Here is a 24389-nt window from a genome sequence, read left to right on the forward strand (position 1 = left end):
ATTATGCCGATTCTAATTGCTGTTCATGTTTCTCCTGCATCAGTTTATAGGCTGTTATAAATTCCTGGTGGACTTCCTTTTGAGAAAGGTTCAGTTCCATAGCAATGGAAGCAAATGAATACTTCTTTTCACAGCGTAGCTGCAATACCTTTTCCTGCTCCTCGGTCAATTTCTTCGGAAGCTTTATTTCAAGAATAGGTTCTGGCTTCGTTTGAAGCCTGCCTTCCTGGGTGATGATCGTTTTAATATCATGGATCGCCTTTTTCACCTCGTTGCTAGTCTCGGTAACACTGGTGCCTTTAAGCTGCGCAATCGCTTTATACTGAAAGCCGTATTTTAAACAGAGCTCGATCAGTCGGCTTCTTTCTGGATCTATTAAAGGCAGCACCCTTTTAATACTATCCAATGCTTGTTGATCCTGCTCGTGATCCTGGAGGCTCTCAGCGTCTTTTAAAGGATCATAGCCCAGCATATAATCCTGATAGTTCTCATAAGTCTCTAAAGAATTTACTTTTCTGAAAAACTTATTTTTAGGCCGGGTATAGTAGGTGATGCATTCTCTTTTCATCACCATACGTAAGAAGAAGAATAGATGTTTTTCTGATTCGATCTTATCTCTGTTCGCCCATAGCTTTAAAAAGGTATCCTGCACTAAAGATTCCACCACGAAATCATCGCTAATGATTCTTTTTCCAAGCCAGAAAACCATATGGCTGTACCTGGCATGAACTTTTTCCAAGGCAGAAGAATCGCCTTCTTTTAATAGTTCATAATTATTTTCCCGCATAATAGAACTCATTTAAATTGATAGATGTTCGTAAAATTTGAAACTGACAGGGGTTTTCTACCTGCAATTACAGCATAATGTAGGGAATGAAGCTGCGGCTATTAAGACAAATCCAAAAATGGAGCTATCTAAACAACCATGCGAGTTCTAAAATTTTTAAAAGAAGAAAGCTTTGAAAAAGCGTTGAGAAGAAGAGCCTCTTTCAACAAGTAAAAAGGCGTGGATACTCAACTTATCGGATTGGGGTACTGGTATACCTAACACACAATAAGCAAGCCCACGCCCGGGTCGTGAGCATTATGCTTATCCTCTCGTGTGTTTAAAAATTACCAGTTTTCAATCCGAGATTCAAAGCGAAATGCTTCTAATATTTTACTTTAAGAAGTTTCGCAAATATATTAATATGAAGTAAATATAATAATTATTTTTAAAAAGTGTCAAACTTGACAATTTTTTTTGATTGTTTGAAGTGATATTGTGCTTGTGAAAGACTGGCGCCAAGAATATCGAAAAAAATTTAGTGAGCATTTAAGAAAACTGATTGATGAAAGCGATCGAGATATTGCTACTATTGCGTCAATTGGCAATATTGAAAATAAAGCTATTTATAGAGTTCTGGCCGATGAAAATGAACCAAAAATCACCACACTCTTACCTATAGCAAAGGGTTTAGGTATTCATCCAATGGAATTATATAATTTTAGTTTTTCTCTGCAGGAATTAGAAAAATAAGTTTTCAATTACTTATTAAATATTACAATTTCTCGTAATCCAGATCCAATTCAATTATAGAAATCAGACAAACCTTTCTTTATCCCTTAGATATTTTAGGTTAAAGAGTTATATTGCTTTGGATATAAAGTGTTAGGTGCAATACTTCAACAAAATTATGGCAATAAAAGAAATTACTGAAGATCAATTTAATTCATACCCTAGTAGAAAAAATGCAATGTCAACTTTCGTTGCAAAAGAAAAGCAATGGTTTGCAGATGATGAAAATAATTTATTAGGCACAATTCTATTAGACAATTTTGATAAGGATTGGAGCTATGTTATTATGGCAAAAGAAAGTGACGGAAATTACGGGTTTATAGATGCTAAAGTCTCATTAGAAACAAAAGAAATTTCAAGTCGCGAACTTAAAAATAGGATGAAAAATTTAGCTCAACAAGGAAAAATTGAGGAAAGCCTATTTGAGGATAAAGTTTCAGGAAATAGCGAAGAATCCAAACTGATAATAACGGATATTAATTTGGAAGTGAAACGATATTTCAAGAAGTACCCTGATAAATTATATAATATAGATCCCAGAAAATTCGAAGAATTAATCGCTAGTATTTTGGAAGATTTTGGATTTGACATTGAACTCACAAAAGCTACACGAGATGGAGGAAGAGATATAATTGCTAATATTAAAAATGAAGTATCAAATTATCTAACTTATGTAGAATGCAAAAGATATGCTCCAGACAATAAGATTGATGTTAAAATAATAAGACAAGTTTCTGGTGTGCATAATTTCCATAGGCCATCTAAGAGTCTTATAGTTACTACTAGCACATTTACACCAGATGCAATTAAAGAAGCCTCAATTTTAAAAGATCAAATCGATTTAAAAGATTACAACCATTTAAAAGAATGGCTCAGCAGGTATTAAGAATACCGTATTGCACCTAACAGCGGTTCATCTCAAATTCCGGGTGTCTGAAGAAAAAGTGTAATTTTAATAACCAAGAAAAAACAACGGTAAGCCGACAAGTCCGAGTCCCTACTCCCGTAACTTGTGATAATCGCAAATCGTTAGATACAATCAAAAAATAAATAAAATTATTAGTGAATATAAATGATCCAATTTTCTTTGATAGTAGACAAGAATATCTTGAACACATTAATGAGGAGATAAATTTAATTCGTTCCGATAGATCTGGGTTTATCGACTTATCATCACTCCAACTTAAAGAAATTCCTGAAATTTTGAAAGAAGTCGAAGATAAATTTTGGTTGGATTTGAGTGATAACTTACTATCCGATATACCTGATTGGTTTTACGATTTAGACAATATCCTTTTTTTAAACTTAAGCTTAAATAATTTTTCTCAACTTCCCATTAGACTCCTTAAAATGGATTCTATTATAAAAATAGACTTTAGTTTTAACGATCTAGGAAAATTAAAAACTTTTGAATGTGATAAATCACATTTGGAAATACTAGTGTTAGACAATTGTCATTTGAAAAAATTTCCAAAGTTTATTAAAGGATTAAAGAATTTAGTTAACCTGTCTGTTAAAAATAATTTCTTAAGAAAAATTCCTGATTGGGTTAATGAATTGACCAAGATCAAAACTTTAAATTGTGAGAACAATTATCTAAGGAATCTTCCCGTAATTGAAAATCTAAATGAACTTGAATGCCTCAATCTCAAAAGAAATAAAATTTCGAAAATAACCAATGATCTAACAATTTGTCAAAACTTAGAACAGTTAGGACTTAGCTCTAATAAAATAGGGGAATATCCAAAGGCATTAAAAAATTTAAGTAAACTCAGAAGATTAGAATTAGAGAATAATAATCTAAAAATAATACCTGCATTTGTAAAACACTTAAAGAATTTAGAAGTTTTGAATATCAGCAATAATGCAATTTCAACTCTTAATCCTTTAAGTGATCTTGATAGTTTAATAAATTTGGACTTCTCATCTTGTAAGGTTGTTTCATTAGAGCCAATCTTACATATGCTTAACAAAGGAATACAGATAAATGAAAAACCTTCGTCCGGAAATCCATTTTTTGGTTCAGTAAATCTCAAGAACAATAATTTAGAATATCCACCAATAGAAATTATTAAACAAGGAAATTCATCGATTAAGAGGTACTTTAAAAGACTTAATAATACCAAGAAAAAATCAATTCTTAATGAAGCGAAAGTATTAATTGTCGGTAGAACAGGGGCAGGTAAAACATCGTTGCGGTATAAACTAAAAGATGAAAAATCAAAACTTCCCAAACCTGATGAAAGTACTCAAGGAATTGATGTCGAAGCTTTATCGTTGAAGTTAAACAATAGAAGTTCTATAAAACTTAATATTTGGGACTTCGAAGGACAAAGTATAGCTTATCAAACTCATCAATTTTTTCTAAGTAAAAGATCTTTATACCTTTTTGTTGTTGATACTAGAACTGAAAAGATAGATACTGACTACTGGTTACAAATTGTAGAAATACTTGGAGATAAAAGTCCTCTTATCTTATTCAATAATGAAAAACAAGGGAAAATTGCTCATTTAAATCAAAAGGCCTTAATCGAAAGATTTGGAGTTTTTTTAGATGACAAATTTTATCAAATTGACTTAGGAAAAATTCCAGAAGATAAACCTCAAAGTCAAAAATTTCACACCTTCAAAGATGAAATCATTAATAAAATAAAATCGCTCCCTCTTGTCGGTATTGAACTTGAGAACTCTTGGTTAAAAGTTAGAGACGCCATACAAAAACTTTCAAATTCAAAAAGTGTTATTTCTGTAAATGAGCTTTTCAATATTTGTGATGAATTTGGGATAACTGAGAAACAAGATAAATTAGATCTATCTCAGTTATTTCATGATCTTGGTGTTTTTCTTCATTTTCAAGATCAAAATTCTATTTCGGCATTGAATAAAATTATAATCCTTAAAAAGGAGTGGTCAACAAAAGCTGTCTATAAAATCTTAAAATCCGAATCAATCAAAAAAGATAATGGAAAGTTTAGGCTGAAAGATATTCATAACATTTGTAGTTCGGATGAAAGCATGCACAAAGACTTTGAGGTTGAAATTTTAGAGTTAATGTTGAAATTCAAATTGTGTTACCAAGTAACAAACACTGATTATTTCATTATACCTCAATTGCTAGAGCCAAACAAACCAATTGAAGAAGAGTTCGATTATAATAAAACCACTCAAATCAAGGTCACCTATGATTTTATGCCTAAAGGAGTAATTACGTTATTAATTGTTGAACTTCATTCTTTTATAGCTCAAAATCAAACATCTGTCTGGAGAGATGGATTAGTTATTGAGTATTCTAATTCTGTAGCTGAAATTGAGGAAAGCCAAGGTATACGTGAAATTCTAATAAAATCTAAAGGACCTAAAAGAAATTTGGTAGCATTAAAAGCATTGTTTGCAATAGATACTATTAATAGCCGATATAATTTTAATGAACAATCAAGTGTTAAAACGAAACTACAATGTACTTGTGAAGAGTGCGTGAACGATGAAAATCCATATTTTTTTGATTTACTTTCATTGGAAAAATATAGAGAAAAAGGTGGTAAAGATTTTCCTTGCGGTAAAACGGGTAACGTCGCTTCGATAAGTAAAGTGCTAAGTATATTAGAGAATGGAGAACAAAACAATAATCTAGAACTCGATTTATTTAAAGAACTTAACGAGAAAATTCTGGAAAAAATAACATCAGATTTACTTGAAGTTTCGTCTCGTATTTTAGAACGTAAATTCGTAAAAAGGATTGAAGACCAAATTAATGATGATATCGTTGACTTATTGAGAACAAAGGGATTCAATGTAACTGATCAAACAAGATCAGGAGCTTCCGAGTCTGGGCTTCAATCTGGAGAGTTAGATTTAATGATAAGGAGAGAAAATGGAATACCATTAACTATAATCGAATCCTTAAGATTAAAAAGTTGCGGCTCCAAAAACAAATCAATAGCAACTCATATAAACAAATTATTCACAAAATATGACACGCATGGTCTTCAACGAAACTTTATGTTAGTGTTCGGAGAAGCTCGAAATTTTCAAAGTCTGTACAAAAATTATTTCCAATATATCAAAAAACTGAATTCCAAAATTGGTTTTGACGAAAAGGAATTTCCGGTAAATAAAGTAACTCAAAATTCAAATCTTTCAGAGTCTGCTAATATTAAAATAATCATATCATATCATGTCCATAATGGTGAGACCAGAGAATTAACTCATATAATACTAAACATGAAATAGTGACAGCAACTAACAACGGTTAAAAATAAATAAATTGATCAACGAACCAATACTAAGCCTGATGTGCTCTAATTACTGTTCAAACTAATACAATGGTGACTTATAAATTAAGGTGTCAATCCAACTAAAATTTTAATGAAAAACTTCGGTAAAACAATAAAAATCTTCCTGGTAGATGGAGAGCCAAATGGAAGAATGACCTGCGAATTATCAAATTGGTCTGGTAAAGCATTAAAAATTCCTAGAAAGAAAATTAAAGAGTCATTTGACCGGCCAGAATTAGAAAATACCGGTATCTATATTTTATTTGGAAAATCCGACAAATCTGAAAATAAAGAACTAGCATACATTGGGGAAGCAGAAGGAATTTATAAAAGATTAAACCAACATTTATCGGCGAAAGATTTCTGGAACGAAGCTCTGGTCTTTGTAAGTAAGGACGAAAATCTAAATAAAGCCCACATAAAATATTTGGAGAGTAGACTACACGAAATTGCGATAAAAGTTAATCGCTATGATTTAGATAATAATAATTATCCAACTAAATCAATAATTTCGGAATCAGACCAGGCAGAAATGGAGGAATTTCTAGAAAATATTAAACTTCTAGTAAATGCTTTAGGTTTCAAAATATTTGAAGAATTAAGAAAAGACCAAACATTTGAAGAAGAAATCAAAAGTACTTTTTATATAAATGCCGCTAGAGGAGCAGATGCGAAAGGGCAAATGACCAATGAGGGGTTTATAGTTCTTAGAAATTCAGAAATCGCAACTTCACCGACAATTTCCTTTCCTGAAAAATTGATCAGTTTGAGGCAAAGTTTGATAGATGATGGGATAGTAACTTCAATTGATAATAAACTAATTTTTAAAGAAGATTATTTATTTTCAAGTCCATCTGCGGCTGCGGCAGTGGTGATGGGAAGAAGTGCTAATGGTTTAAAAGAATGGAAATTAAAAGATGGTAGAATATTAAAAGCAGTGGAATCTGACAACTAAACGCAGCACAAACCAACGGTTATCTTAAATGCCTGGTTTCTACTCTCAAAAGAATTTCGTATAATTTTTTTGAAATTACCCTGGCAATTATATTATTCCGCTTCAAATTTTATTAAAACAAAACTTCAAAAAATGAACGCATTTATATCATACAGTCATCAGGATAAAAATTATCTCGATTTATTACATAAACATCTTTCTCAGCTAACTAGGGAAGAATTAATTAATACCTGGACCGATGAAGAAATTAAAGCTGGTAGCAATATAGATCAAGGAGTATCTCAATCGTTACAAAATGCTAAATTATTCCTGGCATTATTGAGTCCCGATTATATTGACTCTGAATATTGCTATGAAAAGGAATTTAAAACAGCATTAAGTAAAGAGGAAAATGGAGAATTAATAATTGTTCCAATTATAGTTGAGCCCTGTGATTGGCTAAACACTCCTTTTAAAAAATTTAAAGCTTTGCCCAAGGATGGAAAACCTGTTTCAGAATGGAAAAATATGAATACCGCATTCTTAAATATTATTCAGGAGTTAAGAGCTTTATTAACTGAGCCCTCTGGTTTAATCCACTTACCAACTAAAGAGAAAAAAGTTTCTTCCACAAACTATAAGATTAAAAAAGATTTTGACTCTATTCAGAAAATGGATTTTCAGGAAGAAACATTTAAAAACATTAAAGAGCATCTCAGAGAAAATATTTCTGAACTCAATTCTCTCGAAAATATCCGTGCGCGAATTACCGAGGACGAAAAAAATAAATTTGAGGCTATACTGGTAAACCGGAATAAAATTAATAATGAATCGGTCCTAACCTTAACCACAGATGCAACATCTGCAATTCCTCGAATAAATTTCAATAAATCAGATTTTACAATTTCATATTCTACTGGAGAAAAACGGTATCATAATCATGGAAATAGTTTTAACCTGGTAGATGATGAATATGATCTTTTTTGGCAGAGATTTTCTATAGAATCCTTTAATAATTCTAATTCAAAAAAGAAATTAACTTATATAGATATGGTAGATGACATATGGATTGAATGGTTGAATAGTGTGGGTATAGAATTTTAGATAAGATTAGACCACCGCAAAAGTGAACCTTTGCTCCTACTCATTCTCATTCAATGTTTTGTATAATCATTCAATCTTATACTACTTTTAAAATTAAAAATGTGACGGCGGTTTGTTAATCACTGCCATTAAACAAAGACCTTTTATAATTGTTTCAATATATTTGGTTGCAAAAATTATTCTAACCAAATCAATCAATGTCAGAAGAACAAAAGAAGCTGCTTCAGAAAAAATTATGGGCTATTGCCAACCTTCTAAGAGGTAAAATGGATGCCGATGATTACCGAAATTATATCTTAGGTTTTATCTTCTTCAAATACCTTTCTGAAAAGCTTCATATCTATGCAGATGAAATCCTCAAACCAGATAATCTTAAATACGAGACCCTTAATGAAAATTCAGAAGAAGGCTTAAAGTATATAGAAGCAGTAAAAAAAGCCTGTATAAAGAATTTAGGCTATTTTCTAAAGCCTTCCGAACTTTTTACAAGCATTGCTCGAAAAGGCTATAATCTTACTGAGATTGAAACTAACGATAATCAGGAAGCAACTCAGTACTTTATTATTGAAGATTTAGAACGTATTCTGAACAATATTGAGCAGAGCACCATGGGAACAGATTCAGAAGATGATTTTGTTCGTTTGTTTGAAGATCTGGATCTTACTTCTTCCAAATTAGGAAAGACCTTAAAAGCCAAAAATGAGATCATTGCAAAGATCCTAACCCATTTAGACCAGATAGACTTCCAATTGGATGATGTGGAAACTGATGTGCTGGGTGATGCTTATGAATATTTAATTGGAAAATTTGCTGAAGGCGCTGGAAAAAAAGCTGGCGAATTCTACACCCCGCAACAAGTTTCAACCATTTTAGCCAAAATAGTAACTTCCAGAAAAAAACGTATAAAATCGGTTTATGATCCAACTTGCGGGTCGGGTTCTTTACTCCTTCGGGTATCACGAGAAGTTGGTAAGGAAAATGTGGGATATTACTATGGACAAGAGCTTAACAGAACGACCTATAACCTTGCCAGAATGAATATGATCCTGCATGATGTTCATTATTCTAAATTTGATATTAAGCAGGAAGATATCCTGGAAGAACCTCAGCATTTAGATATACAGGCAGAAGCAATAGTTGCAAATCCGCCGTTCTCAGCTAAATGGAGTGCAAAACAGGTATTTTCCAGTGATGACCGTTTTAGCCAATATGGGAAATTAGCCCCTAAAAGCAAAGCCGATTTTGCCTTTGTGCAGCATATGATTCATCATTTGGATGAAAGCGGAATCATGGCTTGTGTATTACCTCACGGGGTTTTATTTAGAGGTGCAGCCGAAGGGCATATTAGAAAATATCTGATAGCAGACCGTAATTATATTGATGCCATTATAGGTTTACCGGCTAACATCTTCTTTGGAACGGGTATTCCTACCTGTATTCTGGTAATTAAAAAATGCAGGGAAATAGATGAAGATGTATTATTTATAGATGCCAGTAATGATTTTGAAAAAAGGGGAAAAGACAATGTATTGCTTTCTGAACATATCGAGAAAATAACCGATACCTTCATTAACCGGACTGAATTAGAAAAATACAGCTACAGGGCGAAATTGAAAGAAATAAAGGAGAATGATTACAACCTAAACATTCCCCGTTATGTAGACACTTTTGAAGAAGAAGAACCGGTTGATATTACAGCGATAGCAGCAGAATTAAAATCTTTGGAAAAGGAGATTTCTGAAACGGATAAGACCATTGCGGATTTCTGCAGGGAACTTAATATTGAAACTCCTTTTTAGTTATGGAAAATCTACAAAAACTCGCTCTCCCTTTAAGGTTTCCAGAATTCACCCAAAATCTTAGACAAAGGAACTTAGGAGATATTGCTAAGTTTTTAAAAGGTAAAGGCATTTCAAAAAGCGATATTAAAGAGGATGGAATAAACGAATGTATTCGCTATGGGGAATTATATACCCATTACAAGGAAACCATTTCTAACATTCTCTCAAAAACAAATAAATCAAAGGATGAAAGTGTTTTAAGTCAAAAAAATGATATAATAATTCCATCTTCCGGTGAAACTCAATTAGATATTGCTACGGCTTCATGTGTAATGAAACCAAATGTTATTTTAGGTGGAGATCTAAATATTATCAGATCGAACGAAGATGGTGTTTACTTATCCTACTACCTGAATAGCAGAAAAAAAATAGATATTGCTAAACTATCTCAAGGTAATTCGGTTGTTCATCTCTATGCAAAACAACTCTCAACCCTAAAAATCAATCTTCCAGAATTTTCTGAGCAAAAGAAAATTGCAACCTTCCTTTCTTCTGTAGATGAAAAGATAAATCAACTTCAAAAGAAAAAAGAACTTTTAGACCACTATAAAAAAGGAATGATGCAAAAGATCTTTAAACAGGAAATCAGATTTAAGGGTGAGAACGGGAAGGATTTTCCAAATTGGAAAAAAAGGTATTATTTCAGATTTTGGATCTTTTTATTATGGAAAAAGTGCTCCAAAGTTTTCACTTTCACCCGATGCCCCTACTCCATGTGTACGATACGGAGAACTTTATAGCACCTATAAGGAAATAATAAACGATATTAAATCCTATACTAATATAGATCCAAATAATCTCAGATTTAGCAAAGGTGGAGAAGTACTCGTTCCTCGTGTGGGCGAGGATCCTTTAGATTTTGCTAATTGTAGTTATTTACCATTACCTGATATAGCTATTGGTGAAATGATTTCAGTTTACAACACTAAAGAAAATGGTTTATTTATCACCTATTATTTTAATGCTATGATGAGGAAATCATTTGCAAAAATGGTAGAAGGAGCCAATGTATCTAATCTTTACTATAAATACTTAGAAGATATTGAAATGGAAGTACCATGTAAAGAAGAACAAAATAAGATAGTAAAGTTGCTGTCTTCAATTGATAATAAAATAGAATCGATTAAGATAGAAATTGAGCAAACAATAATGTTTAAAAAAGGGCTTTTACAGCAGATGTTTGTGTAATGAATTTTTCAAATAAAGAAATAGCAGTCTTCGTTGACAATTTTGAAAAGGATCTTTTTAGCTCTAAGCGTATTGAATTTAATTTTGATAAAAAATGGTCTTCTAATTTTCCTAGTGAAGCAGGAATTTATGCCATTTACGACCAGGATAATTTGGTATATGTCGGTGAAACCGCAAATCTTAAAGAGCGAATGAAGGAGGTTAAGAGAACCTATAATCATAGCTTCAGAAAGAAATTAGGAAAATTTCTGGTGGAAGGATCAAAGATTGTTAAAGGTAAGTTTGGAGAGAAATTGGAATTGAGGCTGAATGATTATTATTTGGAACGAATCAATTTCAGATATAAAGAGATAAACTTTGGAAGACTTGAAGTTGAATCATATTTAATCCATAGACATTGCGACAATGGTCTTCTAAACTCACCTGGAAAGAGAAACCGAATTGATTAATTTAGCACGCCAAATATGACCACTCAACCGGAACAAGTTCTCGAAAATAATCTTATCTCCCAATTAACCAGTTTAGGACACGAGCCGGTTGTTATAAGAACAGAAAAGGATCTTTTGGAAAACTTCAAAGCTCAACTTGGAAAACACAACCAAACCTTTTTTTCAGATACAGAATTTGAGAAGATCATTATTCACCTCAGCAAAGGAAATATCTATGATAAAGCCGTTACTCTAAGAGATAAGTTTGAACTTATAAAGGATAACGGAGATAAAGAGTATATCGAATTTATCAATCAGGATTTCTGGTGTCAGAATCAATTCCAGGTTACTAACCAGATCACCATTAACGGGAAACGGGAAAATCGTTATGATGTAACCCTGCTTATCAATGGTTTGCCCTTGGTCCAGATCGAACTAAAAAGACGGGGAATCGAATTAAAAAAAGCTTTCAACCAGATACTACGCTATCAGAAAGATTCATTCGCAGCTAATCACGCCCTTTTCCAGTACGTGCAGATCTTTATTGTTTCTAATGGAGTAAATACTAAGTATTACGCGAATAGTCCCAAACAAAGTTTTAAACAGACCTTCTTCTGGAGTAAAGAGAATAATAAAAACATAACTCAACTCACCGATTTTGCCAATGTCTTTTTAGAACCCTGCCATATTGCAAAGATGATTACCAAGTATATCGTTTTGCATGAAAGCGATAATATTCTAATGGTATTAAGGCCTTATCAGTTCTATGCAGTAGAAGCGATAATCAACAGGGTAAAGAACAGCACTAAGAACGGGTATATATGGCATACTACGGGATCGGGTAAAACATTGACTTCCTTTAAAGCCAGTCAGATTCTTACAAATAACCCAAAGATTAAAAAGGTAGTTTTTGTTGTGGATCGGCAGGATCTGGATGACCAGACAGTGAAAGAATTCAGGGCTTTTGATAAAGAGAGTATAGACGGGACTGAAAACACAAAAATGTTGATAGATCAGTTTCTGGATGATAGTAGAAGGTTAATGATTACTACCATTCAAAAATTGAATGCAGCGATCTCTAAAGCCAAATTCAGGAATAAAATAGAAAAGCTAAAAGATGAAAAGATCGTTTTCATTTTTGATGAATGCCACCGCAGCCAGTTTGGAGATACCCATAAAAGAATTGTGAAATTCTTCACGAATCATCAGTTATTCGGCTTTACAGGCACACCCATATTCGCGAAAAATGCACACAGGGAAAACAGCCTGAAATATACTACTACAATGCTTTTTGACGATTGCTTGCACCGTTATATTATCACAGATGCCATAAGGGATGAAAATGTCCTGAAGTTTAGCATTGAGTATTATAATGTATTCAAATCTAGAAATGAAATAGAGGATCTTCAGGTGGAGGGAATTAACAAGGCTGAAGTTTATGAAAGTGATGAGTATGTTGAAACCGTTACCAACTACATAATTGCTAATCATAACCGGAAAACACATAACAGGACTTTCACAGCAATGTTTTGTGTTAGTAGTGTTGATATGCTAATTAAATACTATGACCTTCTAAAGCAAAAAAAGGAAGAAGGTAAACATAATCTCAACATTGCAACTATTTTCTCTTATGGAGCGAATGAAGAAGATAAAACGGCAGACGGTTTTATAGCTGAAGAAGATTATAATCTGGCAGCCGAAGAAGGAAGCGAATATAAAGTATTACCGCGAAGGGATAAGTTAGATTTATATATCAATGACTTCAATGAGATATTCAATACAAGGCATTCTGCAAAAGACGGAAACGCATTCCTAAACTATAAAAAGGATATTTCTAAAAAAGTTAGAAGCCGTCAAATAGATATTCTTCTGGTAGTAAATATGTTTTTAACCGGATTTGACAGTAAACCGCTTAATACGCTGTATGTAGATAAGAATTTACAATATCACGGGCTTATTCAGGCTTTTTCCCGTACTAACAGAATCCTCAACGAGAAGAAGTCGCAAGGGAATATTTTAGCCTTTAGAAACCTTAAAAAAGCGACTGATGAAGCTATTGGATTGTTTTCAGATAAGAATGCAAAGGAAACTATCATCATTGCGCCTTATGAAGAACACCTGGAAAATTTCAACAAAGCTTATAAACTTTTGATGTCTATTGCCCCAACGGTGAACAGCGTAAATGATCTACAGACTGAAGAAGAAGAACTGGAGTTTGCTAAAGCTTTCAGGGAAATAATGAGGTTAAAAAATATACTTGCTTCATTTACTGATTTCAGTTTTGATGATACATATATGAATGAACAGGAATTTGCTGATTATTCCAGTAAGTATTTAGATCTCTATGATAAAATAAAAACCGATAACCAGAAAGAAACTATTTCCATTCTGAATGAAATTGATTTTGAATTAGAATTGATTCACAGGGATGAAGTAAATGTTGCTTATATACTTAAGCTTCTAGCCGAATTGAAAAATGCACCTAAGAAAGATCAGGCTAAAAGGGAAAAGCAAATTATTGACATGGTTGCCGGTGAAACCGAATTGCGAAGTAAGAAAGAACTCATTCAGAAATTCATTGAAAAGAATCTTCCTAACATAAAGGATGATGAGAATATTGAAGATGAATTTAACCGGTTCTGGCAAAAGGAGACCAAAGAAGCGATTTCAGACATTACCAGAAAAGAAGGTTTGGATCAATTCAAAGTTGAAGATATTATCAATGATTATCTGTTCACAGGAAGAATGGCTACCGAAGATGAAATTATAGAAGCCTTAGAAAAACAGCCAAGCGTTTTACAAAGGGAAAGCATTAGCGACCGGATCATTAATAAAATTCAGGGCTTTATTGCAACTTATATAAGTGGGGTTTAGAAGTTTGTTATAAACATCTTAATCAAATTTAATGTAGAATATTATTTGAATAAAAATATACTTTTAAATGAAACTATTACCAAACAATATAGAACCAGATGAATATTTTGGTAAGAATATTCAGTTCTTATCATTATTCTTATTCTTAATACTGTTTATTATAATGGTTATATTCTTTGGGATTTTTTACAGAGATTTTTCCATTGGAGAACTTGGAGCCATATTAAGCGGTACTATTGGAACTATGGTTGCACTTATAATTGCAGTATTTACGTTCTTAGCATTTTATGTGCAATATGAAGCTAATAAAAAGATTCAAGGACAATTTAATATCCAAAGAACAAATGAGCATTTTTATAAGATGTTAGATATACATCTAAATAATGTAGATTCATTTAAAATGAATAGTCACAGACTAATTGAAGAACCCTCAATAATTAAAATTGAAGAACTCAAAGGTTCATATACTCTAAAAAACTTTTCAGAAGCTTTTAATTATATATTCGTCACCGTACCATCTACCAACTCACAATTTGACACCCAGCCCATAATTATTAATAAAGAAATTTTAAAATACAATATAACCTGTACCTCTACTGAATTTAGGACTTCAGCTGTCAACGATAAACGGGTATTTTTACTTATGATTAAAGATTTTCATTTCTGTCATTCTATGATAAAAAATGCTAATGAATTCTTCAAGTATAAAATTAAAATTGATTCACTCAACGAATTATCCTACAAAGTTTTCTTTTGGGGTAGCGATTCAAATCATTTATCTACCTCAGGCGTTACCGCAGAACAACTAGAAAATATTGTAGCTTATCTTACATCAATAAGAAGGACATTCAGAAATAATAAAGGTGCAAAACTTTCTTTTACCTATAAAACCCACGAAGGGGAAAAATTAAACACTATACGTTTTGTTCCTTTGTCAGGTCATGTTTCGAGATTAGCCCATTATTTTAGACATTTATATCAAATGGTCAAATTCGTTCATTATAGTTATGTTGGTAATTTGATTTCTAAACTTGAATTAGAAAACAATCTAAAAGTTCTGAGAGCACAATTTACGAACGAAGAAGTTCTTTTACTGTATTATAATTATCGTATAGGGTTTGGAAAAAATTGGGATAAACTTGGAGAACACGATTATCCATTTTTCAGAGAATATGAACTTTTACATAATATTCCTTTATATGATAATATCCCTATTGATATTCAACACCCATTAAACCACTTTGAGAAATTTATAGAAGAAAAAAGACAGATCAATCCAAAGTTCAAAATGTTCGAATGGCAACGGAAATAAAAATTATATAAAGTAACTTAAGGCGCAACTACTGTCAACTATAAAATAAAAGCTCCGTTATCATTGTGATACAGGCATTGTTAGTAATAAAAATGACTAAAAAGTAAAAATATTTGCGCAAGCTGATGAAAGTGAGTTTTTTAAGTACTAAAACTAGTTTAATTGTTTTCCTTATTACCTTTTAATCTGGTTTTACTCTACAGATACCGAAGCCAACTCCCTCAAGATACGCTCATTTTTAACGAGCTATATTACTCAGCCTGAGAGGGCAATTAATTCCCTTCTATTGCTTTTAAAAAAAAATTCAACGACCTTTGTCATTACCTTTTAGAAAAATTTCTACCCACTCTTTTATATTTTTCTTAAAGGTAATGATCTCAAGTGATTTTCCGGCATATTTCAGCTATTTCCTCCCACTAAAACCTCCAAAAAATACTCCATAAACCCTCATTATAATATGGATTACAGCATATTTACAATGTATTTGAGCGAAAAAACATCAAATACCTCATTAAAGTATGGATTTTAATGTATTTTTGAATCCAACCGGTATTTTGATTTATAAATCCTCAATATACTATGGGTTTTAGCATCTAAAATATGGAAGCAATCGTACAAATCGGAAAGCTTATTCAACAACGACGTGATCACATGCGTATCAATCAGGAACAATTAGCCGAGATGGCCGATATTGGGATCATTACTTTGTATAAGATCGAGACCGGACAGGCCAATCCTACCTTAAAATCCCTGCAAAAGATCACTGATGTATTAGGTCTAGAGATTACCCTTCAGGTTAAAAAAATATAGCTTAAATGAGACAAGCCGCTATTTTATATAAAGGAACAGAGGCCGGTATGCTCCAACAGAATGATGATGGCAGCTTTACTTTCCGCTATCTGGACAACTGGCTGGCCGATCCGGACAATCCCCCTATTAGTCTTACCCTACCCCGGTCCCAACAGGAATACCATTCCAGATATTTATTTCCATTCTTTTATAATATGATTCCGGAAGGTACCAATAGGCAAGCTGTTTGCAAGGCAGAACGCCTGGATGTAGATGACTATTTTGGGATCCTGATGTCTACGGCCCGTTATGATACTGTTGGGGCCATCACAGTTAAAAAATTTAAAAGCTCCGTATGATATCTAATCTTACACATTGTCCCGGGACCTTATCCCCAGGCTTTGATAGCTATAGCCGAACCAGCCTAAAACGGATGTTTGATGGGCGCAAGGTGTCCCACATCCTACCCTATGAGGCTCCAAATTCAGATGCCCCAACGGACAAGTTGTTTGAAGAGAATCAAAAGCGAATATCCATATCAGGAGTCCAGGAGAAATTTTCAGTATTGCTGGAAAAGAACAAGCTACGCCTTATAAAAAAAGGAGAGCGAGGCACATATATTCTAAAACCAGTTCCTAATTCCGGAAAAAAACGGGACCAGATGCCGTCCAATGAGCATTTGAGCATGCAGATAGCGCGGCAGGTATTCGGGATTGAGACCGCAGAAAATGCGCTCATCTTTTTTAAAAACGGCGCTCCGGCCTACATCACCAAACGATTTGATGTACACGCGGACGGCAGCAAAAAGGCCAAAGAGGATTTTGCTTCACTGGCCGGTAAAACCCCACAAACTCATGGGGACCATTATAAATATGAAGGGAATTATCTGGAGTTATTTGAACTTATGAAGAAATACCTTCCTGCCTACCGTGTGGAAACACCCAAATTATTTAAACTTCTATTGTTCAATTATTTATTTTCCAACGGAGATGCCCACCTGAAGAATTTTGCGATCTTGGAAACCCCTATGGGAGATCACCGCTTAAGTCCTGCTTATGACCTGCTGAATACCCGCATTCATATTGAGGATAGTGATTTTGCATTGGACGGAGGTCTGCTACCGGCCCACCTGGCCCAAACCCATGTCGCCGGACAGTTTAAAGTTCTGGCCGAACAGGTAGGCCTTTCCTCGAAGCAGTTTAATACCATCATGGATTCCATGCTCAATGGTTCCGATCAGGTAGATACCCTAACTATGGCTTCCTTTTTAGATGATAAAACAAAAAGAAACTATTTGCAGGCCTATAAGACCCGATTAAAAAAACTGACCAAAGAGTAATTATAAGCGATAATTTAAATTCTGGCAGTAGATAAACTGATATCTTTAAGAGATTTAAAAGTTAAAAATTATTTTTTGATGGGCGAGGTATATTTCCCATTTTAAGAGTGGAGAACTAACCGGTGAAATCACCTAAGATTACATATTTGATAATATTTTGTGACTTTTTTTCAATATGTTATAATGGCCGTGTACTTAGATTACACCTCGATTCCTTGGAACTCCCCTATTTCCTAAAAAGGTAACTTCTGTATTGGGAAATAAATCCTGTTTTCTCTCGTTTCCTTTTCTGCTCTTTCCTTTACCAGTAAGGAATTAGAGCGATTTTAGTTTTCTTATCATTTCCTTTGTTAGTATATTTGGTACCTCATATGTACCCCACTTTTTTAAAATGGGGTACAAACGTACCTCACTATGATTATAACACTCAAAGAACGCAAGTTAAAAAGCGGCAAGATCAGTCTATTTATAGAATACTACAAAGGTTCAGAAACCAATGAAAATGGTAAACGAAGACATATCCGAGATAGAGAGTATTTAAAAATGTTTCTTGTTGCGAATCCAAAAAGTGCTGCTGAAAGAAAGGAAAACAAGGAAACTTTGGTGTTAGCCAAGAAAATACTGGCCATTCGAGAAGCCGAGTTTTATCAAGGACGGTATAATATTAAGAACACCACGAAAGAAAAACGTCGATTCTTGGACTTTTTTGAAGAAAAGGCAGAAGAGAAAAGCGACAGTGTAAAAAATTATGGCAACTGGACCGCCACGCTCGTCCATCTTAAACGGCATATTTCACCACAAACTACTTTCGAGGAAATTGATGAAAATTTTATAAAAGGGGTACGCAACTATTTTGATAAGGAAGCACACACCAAAAGTAATCTACCATTAGCACTTAATTCTAAGTATTCCTATTTCAATAAATTTAAAGCATCAATAAGAGCAGCTTTCAATGAGGGCTATTTGGCCATTAATTATGCAGCGAAAGTAAAATCTTTCGAGCAGGCGGAAAGTCAGCGTGAATACCTCTCTTTTAAAGAATTGCAAACCCTGTTTCAAACCAGTTGTAAATATGAAATCTTAAAATCTGCTTTTTTATTTTCTTGTTTAACCGGATTAAGATGGTCGGATATTAATACTCTGGTCTGGTCGGAAGTTCGTGATGAAGATGATTCCAGCCGAATAAATTTCAGGCAACAAAAAACGGATGGTGTAGAATACCTGTATATCTCGAAACAGGCACGTGAATTATTGGGCGAACGTCAAGAGCCGGAAAACAGAGTTTTTAAAGGATTAAAATATTCTGCGGTTTACAATAACGAAATTGTACGCTGGTGTAATCGTGCCGGAATCTCCAAACACATAACGTTCCATAGTGCCAGACATACTAATGCAGTTCTGTTATTAGAAAATGGAGCCGATATTTATACGGTTTCTAAGCGTCTTGGACATCGAGAAATAAGAACAACAGCCATTTATGCCAAAATTGTAGATCAAAAAATGAAAGAAGCTTCTAATTTAATACCTGAGATAAAACTATAATATGATAAAGGTTATTACGAGTATTTTAGTTCTTATAATAGCATCAACCCTTGTAAACTACAGCTATTGTAAATGGGATGATCTGATTTTGCGTGCAGGACTATTTTCTATAATTATTTATTTATTCGTCAAAGAGATAATAATCCTATTAAAATTCTTTGGCGCATATATGTTCAATTTACGCACTGACTTCTTTAATAAAAAAATTGAGAGACCTCGATTATTCGTTTATTTAACACTGGGTACAGCTAGTATCGTATTGTTTATTCAGTACTCTCGCTTGTATAAAAGCTTATTTTTCAACCAATATATTACATCTACACTTGTATTGGTGCCATTAATCTTTTGTGTTTATATTTTAAACTTTACTTGGGATAAGAGGTTTTACGAGAAATTTGTCGAAAAAGTACAGAAACAGATTTTATCAAGAGGACATAAATCTTATGAACTATCTTACAGTAATAGACAAAGATTAGAATTGATTTATGAAAATCTGTACGATAATAATTTCATTAATGTAATTAATATTAAGGACGATGATATTGGTAAGGAACTGTTTTCTGAAATTTTGTTTTCTGGGAAAATACCTGAGTATCCAGTTTTCAAATTGAATATGGACAACATTCAAACAAAATACCTTTTTGATATAATATCTGAGAATAGCAAGAATTTTTCACTTGACAAATTCTTGAAAATCTTTGAAAATAAGAATAAAAAAACTACTAGAAACTCGGTGGAGGCTTCTTTCTCAAAAGCTAAATCTGAACCAAAAATGAAGAAAGAAATAATTAATTCATTTCAATAAACAAATAGGTTAAGATTCTAAAGAAATAGGTTAAGACCTCTTAACCTTCAGCTACTTAGAAGTGATGAAAACATTTCCTTTGTTATCGTTAATCCACAAAAACAAAGCAATGGAAAATCAATTAATTATCGAAAAACTGAACCGATTAGAAAGACTAATCGTTGATTCAACTAAGGAAATCCTAAATGTAGAGGATTTAATAAACTATACCGGCTATAAGCGATCATATATCTACAAGCTCGTTCATAATAATATCATACCATTTTCAAAACCGAATGGGAAGACTTTGTTTTTCGAAAAGTCTGAAATAGATAACTGGTTACTTCAAAATAAAAGTCAATCTATCTCTCAGATAGAAAACAAGGCTCACGATTACATCAATAATTCCAGAAAAAAATAAAGCGTTCAAAAGTACCAGTTTTGAACGCTCAAGATCATTATTAATTCAATTGAATTCTTATATGCAAATATAAGGATTATAATCATAAAAATTTATGGACTTAGATATTCCTTATATCCGAGTAGGAACTTACTACTATAAAATTATTGAAAAGCCTCTAATTTCGGGCGATAAAGTTAAAATAATGGTTCGATGGAACCGTGAAACTATTGTTACAGATCACGGGAAAGCCTACTTCAACAAAATTCTGAAACTTGATGGCTTTTGCTGTATTCCCAATCATTTCGATTATAAAAAAATCGTAAAAGGCTTTTATAACACCTATCACGAATTACAAAATAAACCAGTAGAGAAAGATTATTCCTTAGAAGAGCTCGAAAGATTGATCCCCCATTCTTTGAAGTTTATCAAACACATTTTTGGCTCCCAAAGTGAATACGGTTTGGACTATATTAAACTCTTATACGAAAAACCAACGCAGAAACTTCCAATTCTTTGTCTTGTGAGTAAAGAAAGAAGCACCGGAAAGAGCTCCTTTATTAAATGGATGAAGTCGATTTTTGAATTGAATATGACATATATCAAAGGGGATTCTTTTGGCTCCCAGTTCAATGCAGATTGGGCCAGTATGCTTCTAGTTGCCATTGATGAAGTATTCTTTGATAAGAAGGAAATCACAGAACGATTAAAATATTTATCCACCACTGATAAGGATAAAGTTGAAGCAAAAGGAAAGGACAGGCAAGAAATTGACTTTTTCGCCAAATTTATTATGTGTTCCAATAATGAGGATAATTTTATTCAGGTCGATGACGAAGAGATTCGATACTGGGTAAGAAAAATTACACCGATTGAGAGCGAGGATGTTTTCTTTAACAGCAAGCTCAATAAAGAAATTCCATACTTTTTAAAATACCTAGTAAAAAGAGAATATGTCTCTAAACACTCTACTAGAATGTGGTTTCGGAAGGAGGAAATTATGACCCCTGCCCTTTTGAAGCTTTTAAACCACAATAACGCTTCCTCCAAAATATTGGAACAAATTCATGAGTGTTTTGAGAAAGTTGATGATGAAGAATTAAAACTTGCACCAAAGGACATTCACACCCTCTTAAAAAAGCATAATAATAGAACTACAGTTTCATTAAACGATATAAGAAAGGTGTTAAAAAAATGGAATTTTGAACCTGAAAGTAATTCTAAATCCTATTCCGGAATCGAATTATTATCGCACGGAGAATACGTCAAAATTGATAGAAGAGGTCGATTTTATACTATAGGAAGATTTTCATTTTATAAAATATTTGATGCTTTGATGCAGGATTGACTTAAATAGCTATAGATAAATAAGTTACGGCTGCATCAAACTTTGCATCAAACTCAAAACCCCCATAGTTTGATGCAAGTTTGATGCAGAACAAGAAAAAGTTTGATGCTTTGATGCAAGTTTGATGCAGAGATAGTCTATTGATTATTAAACAATTGAGTGGTGTTTGCATCAAAGCATCAAAATAACTGGAAATCCAAACCCGGAAAACTTGGGAACGGTATAACAGCAAAACAAATTAGATTGAGCTCTATTTCTCATAAAATAGCAACCATAAAAAAGCTAACATAAAGCGTGAAATAAAAGATGGATAAACTTTGAAATTGATGGTCCAACAATTTTCCGATTTAACTTCAAATTGGAAAAAGGAAGAAATCTTTTGAGTTACGCTTTGGGATATTTCAAATGTGATTTAAGCAAGACTGCAAAATTTTTGGATATAGATTATTACTTTTTTCTTTTCATCAGCAAAAAGAACTCTGTTGAGAAAAAAAATGATGCTCGAGAAATAAGCGTGGAAATTATCAGGCACCTTGCTTTTTGGAATTGAGAAAATAAATATGGTCTTAGAATGAAAGATACTTTAAAGAAATTCATTACTTCAATTATGACAATGCAACATCATTTAAAAAAAATATGCTGTTGAAAAATAAAAAGACGCCTTTTTTTGAAAATTATTTAATCTCTAGTAGGAATAAATAACAGCCAAAATATTTTAGTAAGAAAGATTGAAAAAAACGTAGAATCCAGGAAAATATCATACGAAAAAATAAAGCGTTTTCCTTTGCGGAAAGTAAAGGCAAGATGTATGCAATGTGGCCACAAATAGCCAAATTACATTCCTTTGCCCGATCAATCGGGAAACAATCTTCTTCGAAGATTGGAGTTACTTTTTAATTTAAATACAAAAAAATGAAAAAGAATAAATACATTAAATTTCGTGTATCAATCGAAGATAAAGCCGAGATAAAAAAATTATCAGAGACATTAGGCTATGATAGTATTAGTGATTATTTATCCTCTATTGCATTAAGCGGAATGACTCATAAAGATAGAATTTTAGCCTTTCAAGAAGTCGATTCCTTAAGAAAAAGAAATGCAATGGTCGAGAATAATATTAATCAAATAGCAAAATACGTGAACACTTATAAGGTAATTGATAAAGATAGATATGACGAGTATGTAAAATTGTTTAGAAGTTTTATCACAGCACGATATGAACAGAATTTACATCTCGAAGAGTTTTATAAGAGAATCTCAGACTTGAAAAAATAAAAATCTTGAATTTTTTTTCTTATTATTCTGAACAGATCCATTAAGCCAAAAACCGATTTTAAAAAATAATATGCCTAAATTTATCGTCTAAATTAAAATATGAAATAAAAAGAAATTAAATAATATTAAGCGTTTCGCTTCTGATTAGGTTTTAGAAAATCGCCAGTTTTTGAAATCGACCAAATCGTAGCTAAGACGCCCACGCCACGGCGTGGGCTGTTCTTACTTGGTCGATGGGTGTCTGGCGATACCTCTAAAACTTGTAGGTTCAGTTCCACGCTTTTTTAATGCTCAAAAATGAAACAAAAGGAAATAATAATTACAGACAAGTTAAGTCTTGATGCCGAGCAATTGATTTACGAATATTTTGCGGTCAAGAGAATAGGAAAAATTGAAGGATTTATAGTGTCGGAAGAAGAATTCATAAACCGTCATCAAGGTACTTATGCCTATCAAGAAATGATGCAAGCCGACTTTCACGCAGTGTATAAGGTGAAAAGCTGTGATATCTGCTTCAAATCCTTTAAGGTAAACATTAACAGTCGAGAACACTTAAACAAGTATTTCCGAGCAAAATATAAATTATGCCGGGGGTGTCAAAAATTCCATTTTCATTTAAGCCATACTATGGGAATGAAACTGGATGGTGATGTAGCATCTTAATAATCTTAAATAAAATACCTATGAAAATAAAATCTACAATTATATTATTATGCAGTCTCCTTTTGGTTTCTTGCGGTTCAGACGAGCTTACAAAATCTAAAGCTGCGGCTCTGGCCAAGAAATGTGAAGCCAAGTCCGAAAAAAAATTGGTTAGAACATCCAAATTTAAGTACGGAGAAATGAGCTTGAACGCGACAGATAAAAATCAGAATCAGGAATTACTCAAATATTATGAGAAATTAGAGAATCTAGGTGTAATTAAATTAAGTACTATTGAAAGAAAAAAAGGTGCTCTGGGTGAGAAGGATCACTTTGAAGTTTCCATAACCCCGAAAGGTGAAACATATCGGGTGGGAAAAGAGCAGGATTTTTTAGGATCACTATCTGGTCAATTCAAAATCTGTGAATATAAATTCAAAGTGGCCAAAGAAATTCAGGAAATTCCCGAACGCAACGAAGCAAAGGTTTCACTTATACTTAAGCGATTTAACGAAACCCCCTTTTTCCAAGATGCTGATGAACCAAATAATCCTAAAGAAATTGTAGAGACTGCCATTTTTAGAAAAACTACTGATGGCTGGAAGCTTTGTAATTAAGCACCTTAGAATTCGCTAAATTTTTAAACCGCTCATTGGCGGTTTTTTTATTTTATACAATTGCTAATACAAAAAAGTCAAATATAGATGGTTTTATTCAACTTTTATATTACATTTGACATATATTGACAAGTCTAAAA

Annotated in this window: 22 protein-coding genes; 21 read left to right on the forward strand and 1 reads right to left on the reverse strand. The window is 32.9% G+C overall.

What is annotated here, in order from left to right:
• Position 1: 1 nt before the first annotated feature.
• Entirely contained in the window at positions 2 to 799 is a 798-nt protein-coding gene (locus tag ACSHZO_RS11455; RefSeq protein WP_298247325.1) for an RNA polymerase sigma factor, read from the reverse strand.
• Between the two features lie 465 nt (positions 800 to 1264).
• Between ACSHZO_RS11455 and ACSHZO_RS11460 the strand changes: the two genes are divergently transcribed.
• From ACSHZO_RS11460 to ACSHZO_RS11560, 21 genes are all read left to right on the forward strand, one after another.
• Positions 1265 to 1519 (forward strand): hypothetical protein, encoded by a 255-nt coding sequence (locus ACSHZO_RS11460; RefSeq protein ID WP_298247326.1) that lies wholly within the window; start codon positions 1265 to 1267, stop codon positions 1517 to 1519.
• A gap of 157 nt (positions 1520 to 1676) precedes the next feature.
• Complete coding sequence (locus ACSHZO_RS11465; protein ID WP_298247327.1) at positions 1677 to 2444, forward strand: restriction endonuclease; 768 nt, start codon at positions 1677 to 1679, stop codon at positions 2442 to 2444.
• Between the two features lie 176 nt (positions 2445 to 2620).
• Entirely contained in the window at positions 2621 to 5788 is a 3168-nt protein-coding gene (locus ACSHZO_RS11470; protein WP_298247328.1) for a COR domain-containing protein, read from the forward strand.
• Positions 5789 to 5923: 135 nt separating this feature from the next.
• Positions 5924 to 6787, forward strand: coding sequence for a GIY-YIG nuclease family protein (locus ACSHZO_RS11475; protein ID WP_298247329.1), 864 nt, complete (start codon positions 5924 to 5926; stop codon positions 6785 to 6787).
• A gap of 132 nt (positions 6788 to 6919) precedes the next feature.
• Positions 6920 to 7870: a toll/interleukin-1 receptor domain-containing protein gene (locus ACSHZO_RS11480; RefSeq protein ID WP_298247330.1), complete on the forward strand. Its 951-nt coding sequence runs from the start codon at positions 6920 to 6922 to the stop codon at positions 7868 to 7870.
• Between the two features lie 197 nt (positions 7871 to 8067).
• Positions 8068 to 9669, forward strand: a complete 1602-nt coding sequence (locus tag ACSHZO_RS11485; protein ID WP_298247331.1) for a type I restriction-modification system subunit M — start codon at positions 8068 to 8070, stop codon at positions 9667 to 9669.
• Between the two features lie 2 nt (positions 9670 to 9671).
• Positions 9672 to 10451: a restriction endonuclease subunit S gene (locus ACSHZO_RS11490; protein ID WP_298247332.1), complete on the forward strand. Its 780-nt coding sequence runs from the start codon at positions 9672 to 9674 to the stop codon at positions 10449 to 10451.
• A 25-nt stretch (positions 10452 to 10476) separates the two neighbouring features.
• Positions 10477 to 10899, forward strand: a complete 423-nt coding sequence (locus ACSHZO_RS11495; RefSeq protein ID WP_366941469.1) for a restriction endonuclease subunit S — start codon at positions 10477 to 10479, stop codon at positions 10897 to 10899.
• Positions 10899 to 11348 (forward strand): GIY-YIG nuclease family protein, encoded by a 450-nt coding sequence (locus ACSHZO_RS11500; RefSeq protein WP_298247334.1) that lies wholly within the window; start codon positions 10899 to 10901, stop codon positions 11346 to 11348. Before ACSHZO_RS11495 ends, ACSHZO_RS11500 begins: the two co-directional genes overlap by 1 nt.
• Positions 11349 to 11363: 15 nt before the next feature.
• On the forward strand, positions 11364 to 14201 hold the full coding sequence (locus ACSHZO_RS11505) for a type I restriction endonuclease subunit R (RefSeq protein WP_298247335.1): 2838 nt from the start codon (positions 11364 to 11366) through the stop codon (positions 14199 to 14201).
• A 67-nt stretch (positions 14202 to 14268) separates the two neighbouring features.
• On the forward strand, positions 14269 to 15513 hold the full coding sequence (locus tag ACSHZO_RS11510; protein ID WP_298247336.1) for a putative phage abortive infection protein: 1245 nt from the start codon (positions 14269 to 14271) through the stop codon (positions 15511 to 15513).
• A 600-nt stretch (positions 15514 to 16113) separates the two neighbouring features.
• Positions 16114 to 16323 carry a helix-turn-helix domain-containing protein gene (locus ACSHZO_RS11515; protein ID WP_298247337.1) on the forward strand — a complete coding sequence of 70 codons (210 nt, stop codon included), beginning with the start codon at positions 16114 to 16116 and terminating at the stop codon, positions 16321 to 16323.
• A 5-nt stretch (positions 16324 to 16328) separates the two neighbouring features.
• Positions 16329 to 16661 carry a HipA N-terminal domain-containing protein gene (locus ACSHZO_RS11520; RefSeq protein WP_298247338.1) on the forward strand — a complete coding sequence of 111 codons (333 nt, stop codon included), beginning with the start codon at positions 16329 to 16331 and terminating at the stop codon, positions 16659 to 16661.
• A complete protein-coding gene (locus ACSHZO_RS11525) occupies positions 16658 to 17641 on the forward strand; it encodes a type II toxin-antitoxin system HipA family toxin (protein WP_298247339.1) in 984 nt (327 codons plus the stop codon). Before ACSHZO_RS11520 ends, ACSHZO_RS11525 begins: the two co-directional genes overlap by 4 nt.
• 414 nt (positions 17642 to 18055) lie before the next feature.
• Positions 18056 to 19183, forward strand: a complete 1128-nt coding sequence (locus ACSHZO_RS11530; RefSeq protein WP_298247340.1) for a site-specific integrase — start codon at positions 18056 to 18058, stop codon at positions 19181 to 19183.
• A 1-nt stretch (position 19184) separates the two neighbouring features.
• Positions 19185 to 19988 (forward strand): hypothetical protein, encoded by an 804-nt coding sequence (locus ACSHZO_RS11535; protein WP_298247341.1) that lies wholly within the window; start codon positions 19185 to 19187, stop codon positions 19986 to 19988.
• 109 nt (positions 19989 to 20097) lie between these two features.
• Positions 20098 to 20388 (forward strand): helix-turn-helix transcriptional regulator, encoded by a 291-nt coding sequence (locus ACSHZO_RS11540; RefSeq protein WP_298247342.1) that lies wholly within the window; start codon positions 20098 to 20100, stop codon positions 20386 to 20388.
• Between the two features lie 94 nt (positions 20389 to 20482).
• The gene (locus ACSHZO_RS11545) at positions 20483 to 21715 is read left to right on the forward strand and encodes a primase-helicase family protein (protein ID WP_298247343.1); all 1233 of its coding nucleotides are present in this window, start codon (positions 20483 to 20485) and stop codon (positions 21713 to 21715) included.
• A gap of 912 nt (positions 21716 to 22627) precedes the next feature.
• Complete coding sequence (locus ACSHZO_RS11550; protein WP_298247344.1) at positions 22628 to 22990, forward strand: plasmid mobilization protein; 363 nt, start codon at positions 22628 to 22630, stop codon at positions 22988 to 22990.
• 297 nt (positions 22991 to 23287) lie between these two features.
• The gene (locus ACSHZO_RS11555) at positions 23288 to 23653 is read left to right on the forward strand and encodes a hypothetical protein (RefSeq protein WP_298247345.1); all 366 of its coding nucleotides are present in this window, start codon (positions 23288 to 23290) and stop codon (positions 23651 to 23653) included.
• 179 nt (positions 23654 to 23832) lie between these two features.
• A complete protein-coding gene (locus tag ACSHZO_RS11560; protein ID WP_298593653.1) occupies positions 23833 to 24249 on the forward strand; it encodes a hypothetical protein in 417 nt (138 codons plus the stop codon).
• The last annotated feature ends 140 nt before the right edge of the window (positions 24250 to 24389 follow it).

Origin of the sequence: Christiangramia sp. 3-2217-3z (assembly GCF_051195275.1) — a bacterium.
In the GTDB taxonomy this organism is placed as follows: Bacteria; Bacteroidota; Bacteroidia; order Flavobacteriales; family Flavobacteriaceae; genus Christiangramia; species Christiangramia marina.

Coding starts and splice junctions, on each gene's coding strand:
- ACSHZO_RS11455 (WP_298247325.1), bottom strand. CDS start 799: ATGAGTTCTATTATGCGGGAAAATAATTATGAACTATTAAAAGAAGGC.
- ACSHZO_RS11465 (WP_298247327.1), top strand. CDS start 1,677: ATGGCAATAAAAGAAATTACTGAAGATCAATTTAATTCATACCCTAGT.
- ACSHZO_RS11475 (WP_298247329.1), top strand. CDS start 5,924: ATGAAAAACTTCGGTAAAACAATAAAAATCTTCCTGGTAGATGGAGAG.
- ACSHZO_RS11480 (WP_298247330.1), top strand. CDS start 6,920: ATGAACGCATTTATATCATACAGTCATCAGGATAAAAATTATCTCGAT.
- ACSHZO_RS11485 (WP_298247331.1), top strand. CDS start 8,068: ATGTCAGAAGAACAAAAGAAGCTGCTTCAGAAAAAATTATGGGCTATT.
- ACSHZO_RS11490 (WP_298247332.1), top strand. CDS start 9,672: ATGGAAAATCTACAAAAACTCGCTCTCCCTTTAAGGTTTCCAGAATTC.
- ACSHZO_RS11500 (WP_298247334.1), top strand. CDS start 10,899: ATGAATTTTTCAAATAAAGAAATAGCAGTCTTCGTTGACAATTTTGAA.
- ACSHZO_RS11505 (WP_298247335.1), top strand. CDS start 11,364: ATGACCACTCAACCGGAACAAGTTCTCGAAAATAATCTTATCTCCCAA.
- ACSHZO_RS11510 (WP_298247336.1), top strand. CDS start 14,269: ATGAAACTATTACCAAACAATATAGAACCAGATGAATATTTTGGTAAG.
- ACSHZO_RS11515 (WP_298247337.1), top strand. CDS start 16,114: ATGGAAGCAATCGTACAAATCGGAAAGCTTATTCAACAACGACGTGAT.
- ACSHZO_RS11520 (WP_298247338.1), top strand. CDS start 16,329: ATGAGACAAGCCGCTATTTTATATAAAGGAACAGAGGCCGGTATGCTC.
- ACSHZO_RS11525 (WP_298247339.1), top strand. CDS start 16,658: ATGATATCTAATCTTACACATTGTCCCGGGACCTTATCCCCAGGCTTT.
- ACSHZO_RS11530 (WP_298247340.1), top strand. CDS start 18,056: ATGATTATAACACTCAAAGAACGCAAGTTAAAAAGCGGCAAGATCAGT.
- ACSHZO_RS11535 (WP_298247341.1), top strand. CDS start 19,185: ATGATAAAGGTTATTACGAGTATTTTAGTTCTTATAATAGCATCAACC.
- ACSHZO_RS11540 (WP_298247342.1), top strand. CDS start 20,098: ATGGAAAATCAATTAATTATCGAAAAACTGAACCGATTAGAAAGACTA.
- ACSHZO_RS11545 (WP_298247343.1), top strand. CDS start 20,483: ATGGACTTAGATATTCCTTATATCCGAGTAGGAACTTACTACTATAAA.
- ACSHZO_RS11550 (WP_298247344.1), top strand. CDS start 22,628: ATGAAAAAGAATAAATACATTAAATTTCGTGTATCAATCGAAGATAAA.
- ACSHZO_RS11555 (WP_298247345.1), top strand. CDS start 23,288: ATGAAACAAAAGGAAATAATAATTACAGACAAGTTAAGTCTTGATGCC.
- ACSHZO_RS11560 (WP_298593653.1), top strand. CDS start 23,833: ATGAGCTTGAACGCGACAGATAAAAATCAGAATCAGGAATTACTCAAA.